The organism is Halorussus salinisoli (genome assembly GCA_005239435.1).
Taxonomy (GTDB): Archaea; Halobacteriota; Halobacteria; order Halobacteriales; family Haladaptataceae; genus Halorussus; species Halorussus salinisoli.
Map to the genome: position 1 here is coordinate 647,832 of SZNP01000004.1, position 15,392 is coordinate 663,223.

General features: G+C 58.3%; 15 protein-coding genes and 2 pseudogenes. 6 read left to right on the plus strand and 11 right to left on the minus strand.

The window, feature by feature from the left end:
* Positions 1–56 precede the first annotated feature (56 nt).
* From E2484_RS14290 to E2484_RS14320, 7 genes are all read right to left on the minus strand, one after another.
* Positions 57–947, minus strand: a complete 891-nt coding sequence (locus tag E2484_RS14290) for an FRG domain-containing protein (protein WP_137285862.1) — start codon at positions 945–947, stop codon at positions 57–59.
* 341 nt (positions 948–1,288) lie between these two features.
* A complete protein-coding gene (locus E2484_RS14295) occupies positions 1,289–1,747 on the minus strand; it encodes a plastocyanin/azurin family copper-binding protein (protein ID WP_321112635.1) in 459 nt (152 codons plus the stop codon).
* A 257-nt stretch (positions 1,748–2,004) separates the two neighbouring features.
* On the minus strand, positions 2,005–3,054 hold the full coding sequence (locus E2484_RS14300; RefSeq protein WP_137285864.1) for an NAD(P)/FAD-dependent oxidoreductase: 1,050 nt from the start codon (positions 3,052–3,054) through the stop codon (positions 2,005–2,007).
* On the minus strand, positions 3,042–3,407 hold the full coding sequence (locus E2484_RS14305) for a cupredoxin domain-containing protein (protein ID WP_137285865.1): 366 nt from the start codon (positions 3,405–3,407) through the stop codon (positions 3,042–3,044). Before E2484_RS14305 ends, E2484_RS14300 begins: the two co-directional genes overlap by 13 nt.
* Before the next feature lie 43 nt (positions 3,408–3,450).
* Entirely contained in the window at positions 3,451–4,185 is a 735-nt protein-coding gene (locus tag E2484_RS14310; RefSeq protein ID WP_137285866.1) for a hypothetical protein, read from the minus strand.
* Entirely contained in the window at positions 4,185–4,931 is a 747-nt protein-coding gene (locus E2484_RS14315) for a hypothetical protein (RefSeq protein ID WP_137285867.1), read from the minus strand. The genes E2484_RS14310 and E2484_RS14315 overlap by 1 nt, the downstream gene beginning before the upstream one ends.
* Positions 4,932–5,750 carry an ABC transporter ATP-binding protein gene (locus tag E2484_RS14320; RefSeq protein ID WP_137285868.1) on the minus strand — a complete coding sequence of 273 codons (819 nt, stop codon included), beginning with the start codon at positions 5,748–5,750 and terminating at the stop codon, positions 4,932–4,934.
* A 391-nt stretch (positions 5,751–6,141) separates the two neighbouring features.
* Between E2484_RS14320 and E2484_RS14325 the strand changes: the two genes are divergently transcribed.
* The 3 genes and pseudogenes from E2484_RS14325 (at position 6,142) to E2484_RS14330 (ending at position 7,964) form a co-directional block, all read left to right on the plus strand.
* Complete coding sequence (locus E2484_RS14325) at positions 6,142–6,414, plus strand: hypothetical protein (protein WP_137285869.1); 273 nt, start codon at positions 6,142–6,144, stop codon at positions 6,412–6,414.
* Positions 6,415–6,980: 566 nt separating this feature from the next.
* Positions 6,981–7,319 (plus strand): annotated as a pseudogene (locus tag E2484_RS26310) (DUF7282 domain-containing protein); the annotation flags it as partial.
* A 66-nt stretch (positions 7,320–7,385) separates the two neighbouring features.
* On the plus strand, positions 7,386–7,964 hold the full coding sequence (locus tag E2484_RS14330; protein WP_137285870.1) for a DUF7282 domain-containing protein: 579 nt from the start codon (positions 7,386–7,388) through the stop codon (positions 7,962–7,964).
* 141 nt (positions 7,965–8,105) lie between these two features.
* On the opposite strand, the gene E2484_RS14335 is transcribed toward E2484_RS14330, so the two are convergent.
* A complete protein-coding gene (locus E2484_RS14335) occupies positions 8,106–9,047 on the minus strand; it encodes a hypothetical protein (RefSeq protein WP_137285871.1) in 942 nt (313 codons plus the stop codon).
* Between the two features lie 266 nt (positions 9,048–9,313).
* Here E2484_RS14335 and E2484_RS14340 point away from each other — a divergent pair, with 266 nt between their 5' ends.
* Positions 9,314–10,735 carry a DUF7282 domain-containing protein gene (locus E2484_RS14340; protein ID WP_137285872.1) on the plus strand — a complete coding sequence of 474 codons (1,422 nt, stop codon included), beginning with the start codon at positions 9,314–9,316 and terminating at the stop codon, positions 10,733–10,735.
* Between the two features lie 2 nt (positions 10,736–10,737).
* Here E2484_RS14340 and E2484_RS14345 read toward each other — a convergent pair whose 3' ends face one another.
* The 3 genes and pseudogenes from E2484_RS14345 to E2484_RS14355 form a co-directional block, all read right to left on the minus strand.
* Complete coding sequence (locus E2484_RS14345) at positions 10,738–11,373, minus strand: hypothetical protein (RefSeq protein WP_137285873.1); 636 nt, start codon at positions 11,371–11,373, stop codon at positions 10,738–10,740.
* 342 nt (positions 11,374–11,715) lie between these two features.
* Positions 11,716–13,053 (minus strand): PQQ-binding-like beta-propeller repeat protein, encoded by a 1,338-nt coding sequence (locus E2484_RS14350; protein ID WP_137285874.1) that lies wholly within the window; start codon positions 13,051–13,053, stop codon positions 11,716–11,718.
* 88 nt (positions 13,054–13,141) lie between these two features.
* Positions 13,142–13,363: pseudogene (locus E2484_RS14355) on the minus strand (heavy metal translocating P-type ATPase); the annotation flags it as partial.
* A 199-nt stretch (positions 13,364–13,562) separates the two neighbouring features.
* Between E2484_RS14355 and E2484_RS14360 the strand changes: the two are divergent.
* Positions 13,563–13,928, plus strand: coding sequence for an SHOCT domain-containing protein (locus E2484_RS14360; protein ID WP_137285875.1), 366 nt, complete (start codon positions 13,563–13,565; stop codon positions 13,926–13,928).
* Positions 13,929–13,946: 18 nt separating this feature from the next.
* The gene (locus tag E2484_RS14365; protein WP_137285876.1) at positions 13,947–15,350 is read left to right on the plus strand and encodes a permease; all 1,404 of its coding nucleotides are present in this window, start codon (positions 13,947–13,949) and stop codon (positions 15,348–15,350) included.
* Positions 15,351–15,392: the final 42 nt, after the last annotated feature.

Sequence of the window (15,392 nt, forward strand, 5' to 3'; positions counted from 1 at the left end):
CGAGTCAGTTTCCAGACCTAACGGTAGTTCCGTCTACTTGCTTGTTCTCCGTGCAATCACTGCGAATCATTCGGCCTGTAGTACTCCTTTAGCCACGTCGCAATTCCGTCGAGATCGGGAAACAGCGTTCGGTGATTGATGTTCGCTTGGTCCAGTTTGTCGCGAAACTCCTGCTTTCGCTCGGCGGGAATGACGATTTTCCAGTAGAGGTTCGGGCGGTCTTCAAACCACGCGTCCATCGAGGTCCGGGGATTGGCCATACTCGAAAAGACCGCAGCCTGATTGACGATCCGCTGATCGATCGACGGTGGCTGGAAAAAGACGATATAATCCTCACCTTGCTGTTTGGAGAACTCCTTGAGGACGTCTCTGACATCGAGCATCGGAAGCGTCCGCCGGTCAACCAACGGACTGTTGTCCTCCCCCGTCCGCTCCATAACCAGCGTCATGAGGTCGTAGAGCATCGCCGCGTTGAACATGTCCGTTCCTAACTCTTCGAGGAACTGTTGGAAGTGGTCGGGGAGTCGCTCGTGAGCCGCCGCGTAATCGACTGCCCATACGACGCCATCGGCATCGGGCGAGCCGCCGGTCGCGAAGTACGCGGCGACAGTGGGGGAGTGCGTCCAGTCGAGGAGTCGTGTCGGGAGGCCGTGGTGTTGGGCGCGCGCCATGAGGTGGAATGGCGATTCGGGCTGGTCGATTTCTTGGCGCGCGTACTGTCGGAAGTTTCGGAGAAGATGGACCTCAAGGTCCCACTTTCCTGAATCGCCGACGAACCGTTGGAGTGATGTCTGGAGGCTGTGGTTCGTGTCGGTCATCCCGCGGAATACGTACGGCGACCGATGACGTCCAAGGTCCTCGTTCCACGAGTCCCGGTACAGGAGACGCTGGAGCGTCGCCCAATCATCGGCGACGAGTTCGTTGGCGGCCTCGTCCGTCTCAGTCATGAGCACCTAATCGCCGCCAAGGCGTATGTATGGTCGGTTTGGTCAGCCACGTGACCGGAACGACACACTCCGAACGCAGACAGGTTCTCGGTTCGGATGTAGCCCTTCTTCGCCGCATCGAGCCTGCGTCTGGCCCACCCGTTTCAGAGTCGTGGGGGCTCGTTTAGACGCCGGAGAGAACGACTCACTCCGGCAAACTAACCCACAGCAAAGCCGGAGCTGAGTAGTATGTCCTCTCGTCTCTCCCGTTTCACAGATTGCCTCGTACCATTGTTCTACCTCATCAATTCGACCAATCGCTTCTGATCAGTCAACGCTCCACTTCTCGTCCAACTGTAACCTCATTCGATTTGAAGGTCTCCTCGCATTGTATTTTGGTGTGGGTCGCAGACGTATTGAGCCATCTCACTGCTCGCCGTGATCTCCAGAATCTGGTCCTCGTCCGGTTCGGACACCACTTCGGTTGCAAGGTCATCTACGACATCGTCGTTTTCGTCGCGAATCTCGATGTTATGGCCGCCGCCATCGCCTTCCGTCCAGCCGATCGTGTAGTCTTCACCCTCTTGAAGGATTAGCGTTGGATTCTCTGCACCTTCGATCGATGATGGCGCAAGGCCTTCCCAGTGGCTGGTCTGCGCGCTGAACTCGATATCCGTTCCTGGATCGATGTCAACACCGCCACCATCGCCGCCATTACCGTCATCATCGGGACCACCACCGGGAGGGCCGCCGTCGCGAGGACCGCCGCGCATACAACCTGCTAATAGGGTGCTCATGGCCGTCGCTCCGGTCACTTGCATGATTCTACGCCGTGTGGTTGAATCGGCTCTTGACATTGTCTACACGTTTGTGAGTAGGATGAATAGACCTTCTCCAGTTCCCTCATTGTTGGGGTTGGATGAATGAATGCCGTAATCAGTGTGTAGTTCAACTGAGCGGCTGATTCGGAGCGAGTGAACAGAATCTACTTTCGTCCGCGTCTAAACAAGGCCGAGTCGTGGCAAAACCACAAAAATACGTATCGGCTCCCCAGTATCGTTTCGATAGCGGAGAATCGTCAATACACACTCTTCCAGTAGAACGGATAGCTCTTGGCGGCGACGGTTCGCAGGATTGCGGGTCCTCGACCATGATAGACCCTCCCGTTCACCGTGAGGAGCGCGTCACTCCTGCCGAGGTAGACGGCTCTCGGATGCCAACGAACGTTGTGTTCGAGTAAACGTTGGCCTCGAAGTCCTCGAAGAACGTTTTTTGCAGCTATTCTGGCTTCCAGTCCGGCTGAGTAGCCGTCTTTCACCTTTCCGGAGTAATCGACGACGTCACCCGCGGCGTACACGGCGTCGACGCCGAGACAACGCAGATGCGAGTCGACGCGAAGCCCGCGTTCGTTTTGCTGAAGCCCGAAGCTCTCGATTACCGGATTCGGTCGCACTCCTCCTGCCCAGACAGTCAGATCGCTCGGCTCGATGTCGTCATCGCCAAGTACGACCGCGTTTTCTGTCGCTTCGGTCACACGCGTCTCAGTCTCGAAACTGACTCCTTGCTGGCGTAACTCACGCTCGGCGATTCTACTCGCACGTGGCGGGAAGTCGGAGATTGGACGGCGACTGGACGTAATCATCGTGACTTTAGTATCATCGACGGACGAGAGCGTCGCAGTCGTCTCGACGCCGACCGGTCCTCCGCCGACGACAACCACGTCACAGATGTTGGGAGAGTTCACCTCGCTTCGTATCTCTCGGACGTCGGTCCGGATGTCGAAGACGTGCCCGCGGTCGTCGATATCGTACTTCGTCACGCCGCCCACCGTAATCAGGAGCGTATCGAAGTGTAGCGACCCGTTCCGAAGGTCGATTCGATTCTCGGTCGCATCTAGGCCCTTGACCAGTCCCTGAACGACGGTGACGTCTTTCTCTCTAAACATGCTTGGAAGGTCCAGACACGCGCGGTTGAACGGCGTTCCCGCTAGTACGTCGTAGAGGAGAAACGAGAAGACATGGTACTGGCGTTCGGAGACGAGAATGACGTCAGTCTCCGTCGCCCGCTCTAAGTACGCCGCAGCGATCAGCCCTGCTTCGCCACCGCCGATGATGACTACCCGCTCCATGGAGTAGGTGGACCTGTCTCGTTACTCGCAGGGAAGTGAGTCGGACAACGAGAGTCACCGACGAGCACGACGCCGCACACGTTTTCCCCGCGTGAACCACCGTAGTATTCGTAAATTCCCTCTTCGTCGAAGGTATAGACGGCACTATCACCGGGCTGGAACGTCTGCGTCCGGAACTGCCAGTCCACTGCGACGTCGTGGAACCGCACACTGCGTATCGCGTAGTCCGCCGTCCCGCCGTTCTGCCAGACGACCGTTGTTCCAGGCGATACCGCTTCCCGAACCGGCTCGAACCCGTCGTCGGTAATTTCGATCGTCGCCCGTACCATAAACGGACAGACGGTGTCCAGCATTATGGACGACATGGCCTGCGATTTTGTCGATTTTAATGAGAGATCACTCAACTGCTGTCGTCCGATAGAAGACGATTACTCCGATGAACAGGAGTCCCACGACGTACCCACCCGCGGCTACGAAGTCGTCGAAGCCCTGGCTGGAAGCGAACGCCGCGTCCATCAGTGCATTCGTTGCGAAGTGACCTGGCAACGCTTTGGTCCAAACTGGCGAGTCCGTCGCGAGCGGATTTTGGAACATGAGGATGTCCACCATCGGGGCGAAGAGCATGACGTAGACGCCGGGAAGTCGATCAAGGACGATGCCGACGATAACGCCCAGAATTCCGTAAGTGAGGCCAGCGAGAGCCGCAGCCACCGCGAACCCGAGAACAGACTCGGGATTGAGGGCGAGGAGCGAGACGGCCAGTGATGCTGCTGTGACGATACTGCTTCCGCCAGCGAGCAAACCGACTCGCGCCGCGACGAGCTCGCTGGCGCGGTAGCCCGCAAGCCGAAGCCGGTCGTCGGCCATCTGGGACATCTGCATGAGGAACAGGCCGACGATACCCGACAGTATCGCGACGGTGACCGGCGTCATGAACGCCGCTGCGAACGCCGACATCTCGATGGATACCGCCGTCCCGTCGAGCGTCACCGGAACGGACGTATCGGGGACCAGCCAGACGAACACGCCGATAATGTAGACCGGCAAGAACGCCAGTAGTGCCAGTAACACGGGGGTGCGGGCGAACTCTCGGACGCTCATGGACACTGCGGTCGTCGTGCGCCGTTGCATCAGGAACCACCTCCGTTTTCGACGGTATAGGAGTACGCTGCAATACTGAGTAGGCCGAAGAGTAGGACAAAGGCGAGTGATGGTAGCACGTGGTCATCCGCAAGTGTCCCATCGACAACCGCCTGTGTCACGAGTTCGTGGGGGTGGGAAAGCGGTGCGAAGCGAGTGACGCTCTCGTCGATGTCGAAGAGACTACTCGCAAAGACGTTGTCCATGTCTGCGAGGATGACCAGTACGAGCGATCCCTCGAGCTCTCGCGGCAGTATCGTCCCGACGAGCATGCCGAGGAGCCCGTAGAGTATCCCAGTCAAGGCGAGCGCGGCGAAAACGATTATCGGTGCGGCGACAGACTCGGCGGTTAGGGCGCTCAGCGTCACAGTCGAGACAGCGCTGATTGCGACACTGACGACGAGTACGGTCGTGAACCGCGAGACGATGAGTTCCATCGGACGGAAGCCGGCAATGGCGAGCCGCCGGTCTGCGTTTCTCGCACTAATCATCTGGAAGAGCCCGAGCACGCCCGCGAGCGCTCCCGTCGCGAAGACGGCACCAGTGATTCGTCCGGTCGTCACGAGCGACCCCGCCGCGTCGAAGATACCGATTTCGGGGAACTGGCTGAGACTCACGCCGTAAATCTGGACGGAGAGCGCGGGCAGTATCAGCAGGAGTGCGATGTTGAGCGGCTCGCGGAAGAACGACAGCGTGCTCGCACGGACGCCCGCGGAAACTCGACGCTGCACGCTCATCTACGCACCCTCCGTATTCACAGCGCGTTGACCATCGCCGGCCGTCCCACCTCTGTCGAAGAACGCCGCAGTTCGCTCGCAGGAAACACCATCGGCTGTCGGTTCCGGATTCGCAGTCTCGTCTTCGCCGACCTCCTGTCGGTGGAGGTGGCCCTCATGGAGTTCGTAGATGACGTCGAACCGGTCGCGCTCGTTGATGATGTGAGAGATAATGGCGACACCGACGCCCCGTTCCCGCAACTCCTCGGTCAGGTCCCAGAACGCGAGGAACGTCTCCCAGTCGAACCCGGTGTACGGTTCGTCCAGCAAGAGCAGGTCCGGTTGGTGCATCAGCGCCACCGAGAGGTTCACTTTCTGGCGGTTGCCGCCGCTCAGATGACGGATTTGCCGGTCGCGGAACTTCTCGAAATCGAGCACGTCGGTCAGCCAGTCGCGTGCGTCTTCGATTTCGTCGTCGCTCATCCCGTACGCCCGTCCGAACAGTTCGAACGTCTCGTCGACGGTCAGTCGGTCGTAGAGGCGTGGTTCTTGCGGGCACCAGCCGATGCTCCCGGTGCGGGCCACCTCGCCATCGTCGTAGTCGAGGACGCCGGCCAAAATCTGCATGAGCGTCGACTTGCCGCTTCCGTTCTCGCCGATTATTCCGACGATTTCGCCGCGTTTGACTTCGAGCGTAGCACTATCAAGAACGTCAACCGACTGCGTAAACGGGAGGAACGAGTCGTACGTTTTCGCCACGTTCGTTGCAGCGACGACGGTATCGCGGTCTTCTTGGCGATTCTCGTTTGGTCTATCTTCGTCGTGTCTCGCCGACGTCATAGTTAATCATACGGATACTTTTCTCAATGCAGTTTCCCTTAAGAGACCCGACCAATGAGCTGGCCGAATCTTTGTTTCTAAGGGAGTTGCCAGAATCTGCGTATGCGAGAGGGTATTTCTGCCAGAATTGCATTAATTCCACAGCACGAGGCGCTCCTCTTATAAATATTGGCAGGAATTAAGAGAATCCAATAACAGTGCCTATCGAGGGTACTGTTCCGTCTTTCGTCGTTGCGATGGTGCTGAATACCGCCAGGCCAGTTATGAACTCTGTAAATGATCCACGGCCATCTTCACTTTGGAATCTCATCCAGAGAACGCTTAGTATCTGAGAACGAGGCGGAGACCACCGGACCAAACGACTAAACTCGTGCTTCTCGTTTGTCTGGCCGTGTCAACGGAGTCAGACCGAGTCCGAGTGTGGCTCGTCGAGCGTGGGTACAACAACCGCGGCCTCATCATTCTCAAGTACGCAACTCCCGAAGGAGACCGGATTTTCCGGAAGGAGCTCGCATCGCAGGTGGTGGATATGGATACCGTGACCGCCGCAAAGGACGTTTCGCCCGACGATCTCGAAACCGTCGATGAGACGGACGAGCAGAAACGGTATGCGACTGAAGCTACGCGGATGGCGGAGGAACACGACCCTGACGACCGGATTTAGACGCTACTTTCGATGGCGCTCTGATACGCGTAGCTTACACTCTCTATGGCCCGGACTTTGTTGTGAATGGTGCAGTCAATACGATAGGAGACTGCGAAGACAGCTTGCATTCGAATCCGATGCCACACCGCCGTTCGGCGTGGACGACCGTCACTGAGGGATTCTGGGGCTACGACGGACGCGACGACATGGACCGTATTGACAGTCCGTCCCTCGTCGTCCACGGGCCTGCCGACGGAATCGTCCCCCTGGATGTAGCACGGAATACCGCTAGTCGAATTCCCAATAGCGTGTTCTGTCGGGTAGAGCGTACTGGCCACATCGCGATGATAGAACGGCCGACGGTATACAACGACTTGCTCCGAGCAGTCAGTACGACCGTCGAAGAGGGACAGCCACTAGCAGATTCGGTAATGGACGTTCTCGACACGGAAGTATCAATTTCCGAGTGAGATAGACTACCTTGCGTATCGTTTCTAACCTGTTAGTATGTAGGGCCATCAGAGACTATTTACTGACGGACGACGATGGCTTCGCTGGTATGGGGGATAATGGCACGATTAAACATGATCCGAGTATTTGCAATAGTTTTCTCGGTTCTACTCCTCGCAGGAGGTGCAACCATCGGTAGTGGCGATACAGCGAAATCAGACACTGAATCAGTTGTCGGACAACCAGCAGCCGAAGCAGCCGCCAAACAAGACAGTGATTCGCCCGCAGTAACTTTCGAAAACCAGACGACAGACGGGACCAGTGTAGTCGTTCGTTCTGTAACTATCCCAGACGGCGGATTCATCGCTATCCACAACGAGAGCGGGGCCGTTGTCGGCTATAGCGAGTACCTCAGTCCCGTGCGATACAAGAACGTCACAGTCTCCGTGACGGTTCGTACATCCGCTAGTTCGGCTCAGTTAGCCCAGATGCAGTCGTTGCTGAATCGGACACAGAGTCGCGAACGAACGATGTTCGCGATGATGAACCAGACGATGGGACCGGGCATGATGCGAAATCAGACGGTGAGACACGGACAGATGCACGACGTGGTGACGGAACCGGATCGCCACCGGCTCATGCATCAGATGAACCAATCGATGAGTCCACAGATGGTCGGGCTCATGCTGAACCAGACGCGAGACTTCCGACAGATGCACGCCCTGATGCCGACGCTGATGAGGGATGGAACTGTGAATCAGACGACGATGCAGGCGATGATTCAGTTGATGAATCAGACCGAGGAGCGAGAGACGCTCATGTTCCAGCAGATGATGAACCGGAGTCTCGGTCGGCAACAGATGCGGACGCTGATGCTGAATCAAACCCGCGACTTCGCCCGGATGCATCTCCTGATGGCACAGCTCCAAAGCCAGCAACTGACCGCACAGGGGCAGACTCTCACTGCGATGCTCCACAGAGACACCAACGGAAACGAGGAGTTCGACTTCCCGGAGGCCGACGACCCGTACACGGTCGATGACGAGCCAGTGGCCGACAGTACCCGAGTTGTCTTTCAGCAATCAGACCAAAACGAGACGGCAACCGAAGGAACGTAGCGTTTTTGCACACCCGTTAGAGCTGTAGAGCCGATCTCGACGACGATCGTACCCTTGATCAACTCCGAGAATATCAACCTACTGAGGGACAAGATAATACTATGTTACAGGTAATTTAAATATGTAGTGAGCATCCACGGACTACGTTTTGGCTTCTGGTTCGATTTTTGCCAGCCAAATTCCCTCCTCACCGCTCCAGCCGCCGACAACCAGCGCACCGTCCTCGAACCGGGACAACCCAACGGGAGTTCCTACGTTGATAGACACCGTGACCGTCTTCTGTACTTGTCCCCAGCGATCCACGATATGTATCGGTTTCTCGGGGTCCCGTCCCGAGTGATCCTGATTCTGCGGTTCGCCCGTGAGGGCAAACCCATTGCGATATGTGGTCAGGTCCACGATGTGCTGTAGGTCGTACGTGCGCCGCCAGACGAACTCGCCGTCGGCAGTGGTCCGAACGAGCATCCCTCGGCTGTGGACGTCCGGTATCGAACCCGTGCTGCCGCCGTAGAGGACACCGTTGGTCGAGGGAATCGCGACGTTAACGCCCTCTGAGCCGACCCCACCGTAGGTGTGACGCCAGGCAGGTGTGCCGTCAGGATCGATGGCACAGAGCCAGGCGTCATCGTCGCTTCCTCCAGCGAGGAGGAACCCCGCTTCCCGCGGGAAGAGGTCGCCGACGTAGTTTCCGTCGTAAGTTCGCTCCCAGCGGGTGTTTCCCTCGGCGTCGACTGCACGGACCCAGGCGCGTAAGTCGGCATCAACCCGGCGAGGGTCTCCACGATACCCGTATATCAGATAGCCATCGTCTGCGGGGTAGAGAGCGCGGATACCGTAAGGAGCCTCGGCACGCCACCGCCATTGCTCTTGGCCATCTTCGTCGAGGTGGAGGAGCCAAAGCCTCGGTGACTCGTCTGTCGTCCCCAGAACAGTATATCCATTGTTACTAGGGACGGCATCAACAGCTCTAGTGAAACCTGGCGTGTCGACGGTCTTCGTCCACTGGGCGGTACCGTCGGGACCGATTTCGGCGAGCCAAGCGGTTGCTGAGCGGTGACTTCCCGTTCGTCCGACCACTATCACGCCATCGTTTGCGTCCCCTATTGCTTGACACTGAAATTCGGCATCACCGAAGGTCTGCTTCCATGCGACTGCGTTAGAGCTAGATGCACCTTCAGAGCGAGAATGCGTGCCAGTCGTAATTCCGGGAACCGCTACGACAAAACCGGCGCATCGGAGGAGGTGTCGTCTGGAGGGCGGTGACATACTGGGCAGGTGACTACGATAAATCATAAACCTTCCGTCAGTATTTGGAAAACGTTTTGTCAACGCTTCCAGCACGTGAAGGTATGCGAGCCCTCCACGCAGTTCTCCTCTCAGCAGTCGTGATGTCCGCTATTGTTCCCGTCGGCATAGCTGCCCCGCGAGTTACTTCGAACGAAGCATCGCTGGAGCGCATCGGCGTCTGGCAAGCACCCACGAACGTAACTGACTTCGACGACGCCTCCGACGTCCGGACCGCAATTACCGATGGAACGTTGACCCGAGCAACCAGCGTCACCCACGACGATACCCTCGTGATGGGAATCCAGATGCGTGGTTTCACGGACATCGTCTCAGCTGCCAACGGGTCGAATGTAACGGAACAGTTCCAATCCGCGATGTCCACTCACGGCGATCTGCTAGTCGAACAAACGAACCCGCCACCCAGTCGCCAGGCGATGCAAGTGCACGTCCTCAACTGGACCGGCGTTACTGTCTTACCGGATGACGCGAACGACACCTACTACGTCGTGGTAGACCTCGACGAAGCCCGTATAACTCGCGGCGAAGACGGTGACAGGGAATCTCTTGATCATGGACCGTACGAGTTTATTGTCAGAGCAGAGCTCGCGGCTGATTCACCGCTGACCGAGGACCGGCAGTACGCCGTGGCACCGGTAGATTCGCGGAAGGCGTCTCTCGAAACGGCCCCAGACGGGAAGGTTCACGTCGAGGCTGGGTCGAATCTGACGGTATCCGGTACGACAAATGTCGGAACGAGCTGGCCGGTGACCGTTGTCCTTAGCGGAGACGACAACGCAGACACGTCTGCCAATGAGTCGTTCCAAGTAACTAGGGAGGCGACGGTCCAACCATCCGAGGAGAGAAATCGCCACTACAGAAGAACCTTCGACACCGCGTTCGATCGAGAGACTGTTCCGATAACGGCCGAAAACGTGACTGTCAATGTGCGATTTGCCGGTCGTTCATTACTCGATGAGCCGGTTCCCGTCGCACTCGCCGACCCTCGTGCCTCGGTCACGGTCGACGGAATCTATGAAGACGGCAACATCACAGCTCTCTCGGTGAATGCGTCTCTTTCGGTAGGCGGATTCCTTGTACTCCACGAGGAGTCGGCAGACGGTACGGTAGTGGGTCACACTAAGTATCTCGGTTCCGGTGAACACGCCGTGTCGGTGTACAGCAGCGAACCGATCGACGCTGACGAGGTGGTCGTCGTTGCCCACCGCGACAGCAATCACAACGAGTGGTTCGACGGTCCGAATCGCGATCGCGCCTACGCCGAGAAGGATCCTGACGAAGCAATTACCTTCGGCCAGACGAGGTCATCAATGCCAACTGAGACGACGACTGCGTCGACACCGACCGACGCCACCATCACGTCCTCGGCTGACGACACATCCAGTCGGGGCGCGACGCCCGGCTTCGGAGTGACCGCTACTACGTTCGCCGTTCTGATCGCTCTCGGCGTCCTGGGACGCCGCTGACATCACCCTTCTGTCTCTGATTCTATGTGGAGGGTCCGTTCCAGCATCTCCTCACCCCAATCTAGAATTATAGTCTCGTCACTCCCTGCGCTTCCGTAGAGTGAAACCGGTTCGATGTGGGTCTCGCGCCCACCGGCAGGCACGTCGAATCGGATTTCACTCTGGTCGCTGAGCTGGGTCGATCCGAGCTCCGCCACGAACGTCCCCGAGTTCTCACCCGAATTACGTACCGTGATGGCTGGCTCGATTGACGAATGCTGAGCGGCCTTGTTGGGGACTTCGAATGCCGAGACGGTTAATTCGGGAGGTGCAGCCAGTACGTCAAGCACGGCCTGCGGAAGTGTCCACGCAGCGTCCGGGGAAGACGTTCGGCCATCCCAGAGCAGTTGCCCAGCTGTTGCGGTCGCGAAGGTCGGAACCGCGAAGGCGACACTGACCGCGTTCTCTTCCGTTCGATTCCGGGTAAGGAATGTCTCATCGACGTCGTAACGGCTCGAATCGAGTGAGAGGGAGAGTGCACTCCGGACGGTTCGAGTTGGCTTCGCCACACCGTCGGTCAGCACGTCGACAATCACGTACTGGGTATCCGGACGACCGTAGACTTCCGGGTGAACTCCTGCTTTCAACCCGACGAACATCTGTCGGGGCTGAATCGAGTCTATCGTAATCGCTCCGCCTCCCACGATAGCTGAATCGCCTACGGAAAGCGCAGAAGGGGAACGAGTCGTCGTGTCGATATGCCGTTCGGAAGATGTACAGCCCGCGAGGGAGAGGGTGGAGAGCGTGGCTCCGAGTATCAGGGCAGAGCGCCGGGAATGTTCGGGCGGCATCGTAGCTGTTACTCGGTAACATTGACATAATATGTCTTGTGGTGTCGTCGGTTCCCTTGGTGTTCGACTTAATTCTGACACGAAGAATCCTACAGCAGTCGAGCCTCAGGCTATCTATACCTTCTCCCACAAAGTGCACTGAACCGTTTTCTACGGATCTAATGCGACGAGGTTTGACGCGCCATCTGCGAGGTAGACGGTCCCGTCGAGACCAGTTGCGTCGAACACCGTGTCCTTTCCGATAGCGGCAGTCGCTTGCCCTTCAGCATTCACGGCGTAGACCGTGAGAAACGGCTGGTCGGCGTGATCCGCAGTTATTGCCGAAGCGACGAGCACGTCCTGCGTCGCTGCCTCAGGCCACGCGTTGTTTGAAGGCGGGTCGAACGTCCAGCGCTCCTCGCCGGTGACGTCGTAGGCGGTGGCCGCGTCGGCCGCCGTGCCCGACCGGGTGTAGAGCGTGTTCCGATCCGGGTCGAGCAGGAGCCACTGACCGTAGTCGTCGTCGCGCCACGCGACGGTCCCGTCGGTCTCAACCGCCGCAACCGCGTCACCGCCGACGTACAGCCGGTCACCATCGAATAATAACTCTTCGACGGGGATGTCGCGTCGCCAGTCGCTACTCCCGTTCTGACCGACTCCGTGGAGCGTCACGTGCGACTCCTCTCCGGTCAGGTAGAACACCCGCCCAGCGGCGGCCTCGACGCGAGTGGCCGGACCGCGGTCGTACGTGAACTGGGTGTCTCCGTCCCAGTCAAGTCCCACGAGCCGGTTCTGAGCAGCGACGTAGACGCCGTCACGTCCCACGGCAACGTCTTGGACATCAACGAACTCGCGGGTCCAGCGCACCGTCCCGGTGGCCGCGTCGATACCGTACACGACTGTCGATAGCGGCGACTCGGGCGTCTGATGACTCACGGGTGTCGTTCCAGGCGGCGGAAAGAACTCGAGGCCGGTGGCGACGACGAGCCCGTCGGCAATGCCAGCGATCGCGAGTTCGCGCTCCCGCCGGAGCGACCAGCGACGCTCGCCGTCAGTCTGGTTCAGCGCGTGGACAGCGCTCCACTGCCGCTCCTCGGCGGGACCTGCAACTGCGTAAACAGTGTCGTCGGAGAGCGTGAGCCCCCATTGGCCGCGGGAGATGTTCTGATAGGCCGCGTGGGAGCCGCCGACTGCTTCGCCGTCGGATTCAGTCTGCCACAGCACCGATTGCTCGTCGGGATTGACGGCCGCGACCGCTGACGAGCCGTTGTCCTTGTTCAGGGTAGCGTAGAGGAGTTCGTCGGTCGTGTCCAGTCCCAGAACGTGCCAACCATCGAATGGCAGTGTCCAGGCCGGCGTCCACTCGGGCACGTCACCGGGCGTTTGTTTTTCGCCATCACCGACATCCGCCGGAGCACTGGAATTCGTCTCACGGAGTTCGCTGAGACAGCCAGCAGTCGCGGGGAGGAGGGACGCCCCTAACCGGAGGGCCTGTCTACGGGAAACCATGAGCGTCGTCTCGTACAGAACGGCAAAATGTCTTCTGGTAAATAAAAAGTCGATTTTCGATAACAAGCTCGTTGAAAGGGGCCATACCTTACCCGGACACCGACAGGTCGACGCCTCGAAGTCGTCGGGCGTTGATCGCGACGATAATCGTCGACAGCGACATGAACACTGCCCCGATAGCGGGTGAGAGGAGGATGACAAGCGGAGCGAGAACACCGGCGGCGAGCGGGAGCGCAACGACGTTGTAGCCCGTCGCCCAGACGAGGTACTCCTGCATCTTCCAGTAGCTCGCCTTCGAGAGCTTGACGAGGTTTCATCGATGGTTCAATCAAGGCCTCACAGGCGACGACGAGGAGTTCGTGTCGAAATAGCGTATCGCAGACACAGGCAGTTGCATTCGAAAATAAGGAATCGGCCTGTACTATCCCTCATACGTTAACTCTCCCGGTCCTCCTGGCGTCTGTTATCAAAGCACAACGGGATTAAAACGGGGTACCGAAGTATCTCATATGGCAACGAATACAGACCAAGGAATGCTTAGGGTCGTCCTCATCGTTCTGGGGGTTCTCATCCTGTTCCCCCTCCTGATGATGGTATTTGCGATACCGATGATGGGGATGATGGGCTGGTGGTGGGGAGGCGGCACGATCGAGAACGGCCTCTCACCGCTTTGGGGCATCGGAATGATGCTCGTCTGGCTCGCCATTCTAGTGGGTATCGGATACTTCCTTTACCGCGGACTCGTCGGTCGGATGGACACCGATTCCACCGGCGATCCCGCACTAGAAGAACTCCGAATAGCGTACGCTCGTGGAGAACTATCCGAGGACGAGTACCAAAAGCGGCGCGAACGGCTCCGAACCGAGGAACGGTAACGACAGGAGGGACTGAGCATGCCGCTGTCATTGGCACAAGGAGTGTTGGAATCGCTCCGCATCGGTGTTGGCTTCCTCTGGACCGCCGCGTGGGCGATTATCATGGGCCTCACGATTACGAGCCTCGTGCAGGTCTACGTCTCGAAGGAACGGATGGCGCGGGTTCTCGGCGACGACGACCTCGGTGCCCTCACGAAAGCGACGGTGTTCGGTGCCGCCAGTAGCGGCTGTAGCTTCGGGGCGGTCGCTATCGGAAAGGGCCTGTTCAAGAAAGGAGCGCACGCTGTGAACGTCCTCGCGTTCATGTTTGCGTCGACGAATCTCATCGTCGAACTCGGCCTGATGATTCTGATTCTGCTCGGCTGGGAGTTCCTCGTCGCCGAACTCCTTGGAGGGGTTATCCTCATCGCGGTGATGGCGCTCATCGTCCACGTAACCCTCCCCGAGAATTTGTTCGATCAGGTTCGTGACGAACTCAATCAGCGTGATCAAGACCACGGCGTTACAGAGGATCCCACCTGCGGGATGGAGGGCAAAGACGAGTACTCACTCGTGACTGACGGCGGTGAGACGCTGAAGTTCTGCTCGGCAGGTTGTATGGAAACGTACGAGCAGGAAGCGGCAAGTAGCGGGGGTTGGCGCGACGAACTCCTCTCGTGGGGTGGGTGGTATAAAGTCGGCAATCAGTACCACAAGGAGTGGTCGATGATTTGGAAAGACGTCATTGCGGGCTTCCTCGTCGCGGGCTTCGTCATCGTATTTGTCCCACAGTGGGTGTGGAACGTGCTGTTCCTGCAAGGCGACGGGCTACTCGTGAGCGCAGAGAACGCGATTATGGGTGTGACGATTGCCGTGATTAGCTTCGTCGGCAGCATGGGGAACGTCCCGTTCGCAGTGGCACTATGGGGCGGCGGGATCAGCTTTGCGGGCGTCATTGCGTTCGTCTACGCCGACCTGATCACGATTCCCGTCCTCAACGTTTATCGGAAATATTACGGCTGGAAGGTGATGCTGTACATCCTCGGCGTGTTCTTCGTCACGATGGCATTCACCGGGTTCCTCATGGAGGAGTTGTTCGACGTCCTTGGCATCGTTCCCGACCTCGCGGGCGGCCAGACTGCGACCGAACAGGAGTACTTTGAACTAAACTACACGTTCTACCTCAACATCATCGCGTTCGCACTCTCCGGGTTCCTCCTCTACGTCTACCGGCGCGGTCTCGGAGCGCCCGGCCAGTACCGCGACCCGGTCTGTGGGATGCGAACCGACGATAGCGGCCCGAGCGTTATCCATGACGGTGACACGTACTACTTCTGCTCGAAGGCCTGCAAGCGGTCGTTCGAAACGAATCCTCCTGCGTTCTCTCACAAACATCCCGAGATTTCAGAGGGAGGGGCTACCCAGAGTCATGACCACCACTAAACGACCCGTCACAGGGAAGGCTACCGACCGTCTTCACCGGGT

Coding starts and splice junctions, on each gene's coding strand:
- E2484_RS14290 (WP_137285862.1), bottom strand. CDS start 947: ATGACTGAGACGGACGAGGCCGCCAACGAACTCGTCGCCGATGATTGG.
- E2484_RS14295 (WP_321112635.1), bottom strand. CDS start 1,747: ATGCAAGTGACCGGAGCGACGGCCATGAGCACCCTATTAGCAGGTTGT.
- E2484_RS14300 (WP_137285864.1), bottom strand. CDS start 3,054: ATGGAGCGGGTAGTCATCATCGGCGGTGGCGAAGCAGGGCTGATCGCT.
- E2484_RS14305 (WP_137285865.1), bottom strand. CDS start 3,407: ATGCTGGACACCGTCTGTCCGTTTATGGTACGGGCGACGATCGAAATT.
- E2484_RS14310 (WP_137285866.1), bottom strand. CDS start 4,185: ATGCAACGGCGCACGACGACCGCAGTGTCCATGAGCGTCCGAGAGTTC.
- E2484_RS14315 (WP_137285867.1), bottom strand. CDS start 4,931: ATGAGCGTGCAGCGTCGAGTTTCCGCGGGCGTCCGTGCGAGCACGCTG.
- E2484_RS14320 (WP_137285868.1), bottom strand. CDS start 5,750: ATGACGTCGGCGAGACACGACGAAGATAGACCAAACGAGAATCGCCAA.
- E2484_RS14330 (WP_137285870.1), top strand. CDS start 7,386: ATGATGAACCAGACGATGGGACCGGGCATGATGCGAAATCAGACGGTG.
- E2484_RS14340 (WP_137285872.1), top strand. CDS start 9,314: ATGCGAGCCCTCCACGCAGTTCTCCTCTCAGCAGTCGTGATGTCCGCT.
- E2484_RS14345 (WP_137285873.1), bottom strand. CDS start 11,373: ATGTTCGTCGGGTTGAAAGCAGGAGTTCACCCGGAAGTCTACGGTCGT.
- E2484_RS14350 (WP_137285874.1), bottom strand. CDS start 13,053: ATGGTTTCCCGTAGACAGGCCCTCCGGTTAGGGGCGTCCCTCCTCCCC.
- E2484_RS14360 (WP_137285875.1), top strand. CDS start 13,563: ATGGCAACGAATACAGACCAAGGAATGCTTAGGGTCGTCCTCATCGTT.
- E2484_RS14365 (WP_137285876.1), top strand. CDS start 13,947: ATGCCGCTGTCATTGGCACAAGGAGTGTTGGAATCGCTCCGCATCGGT.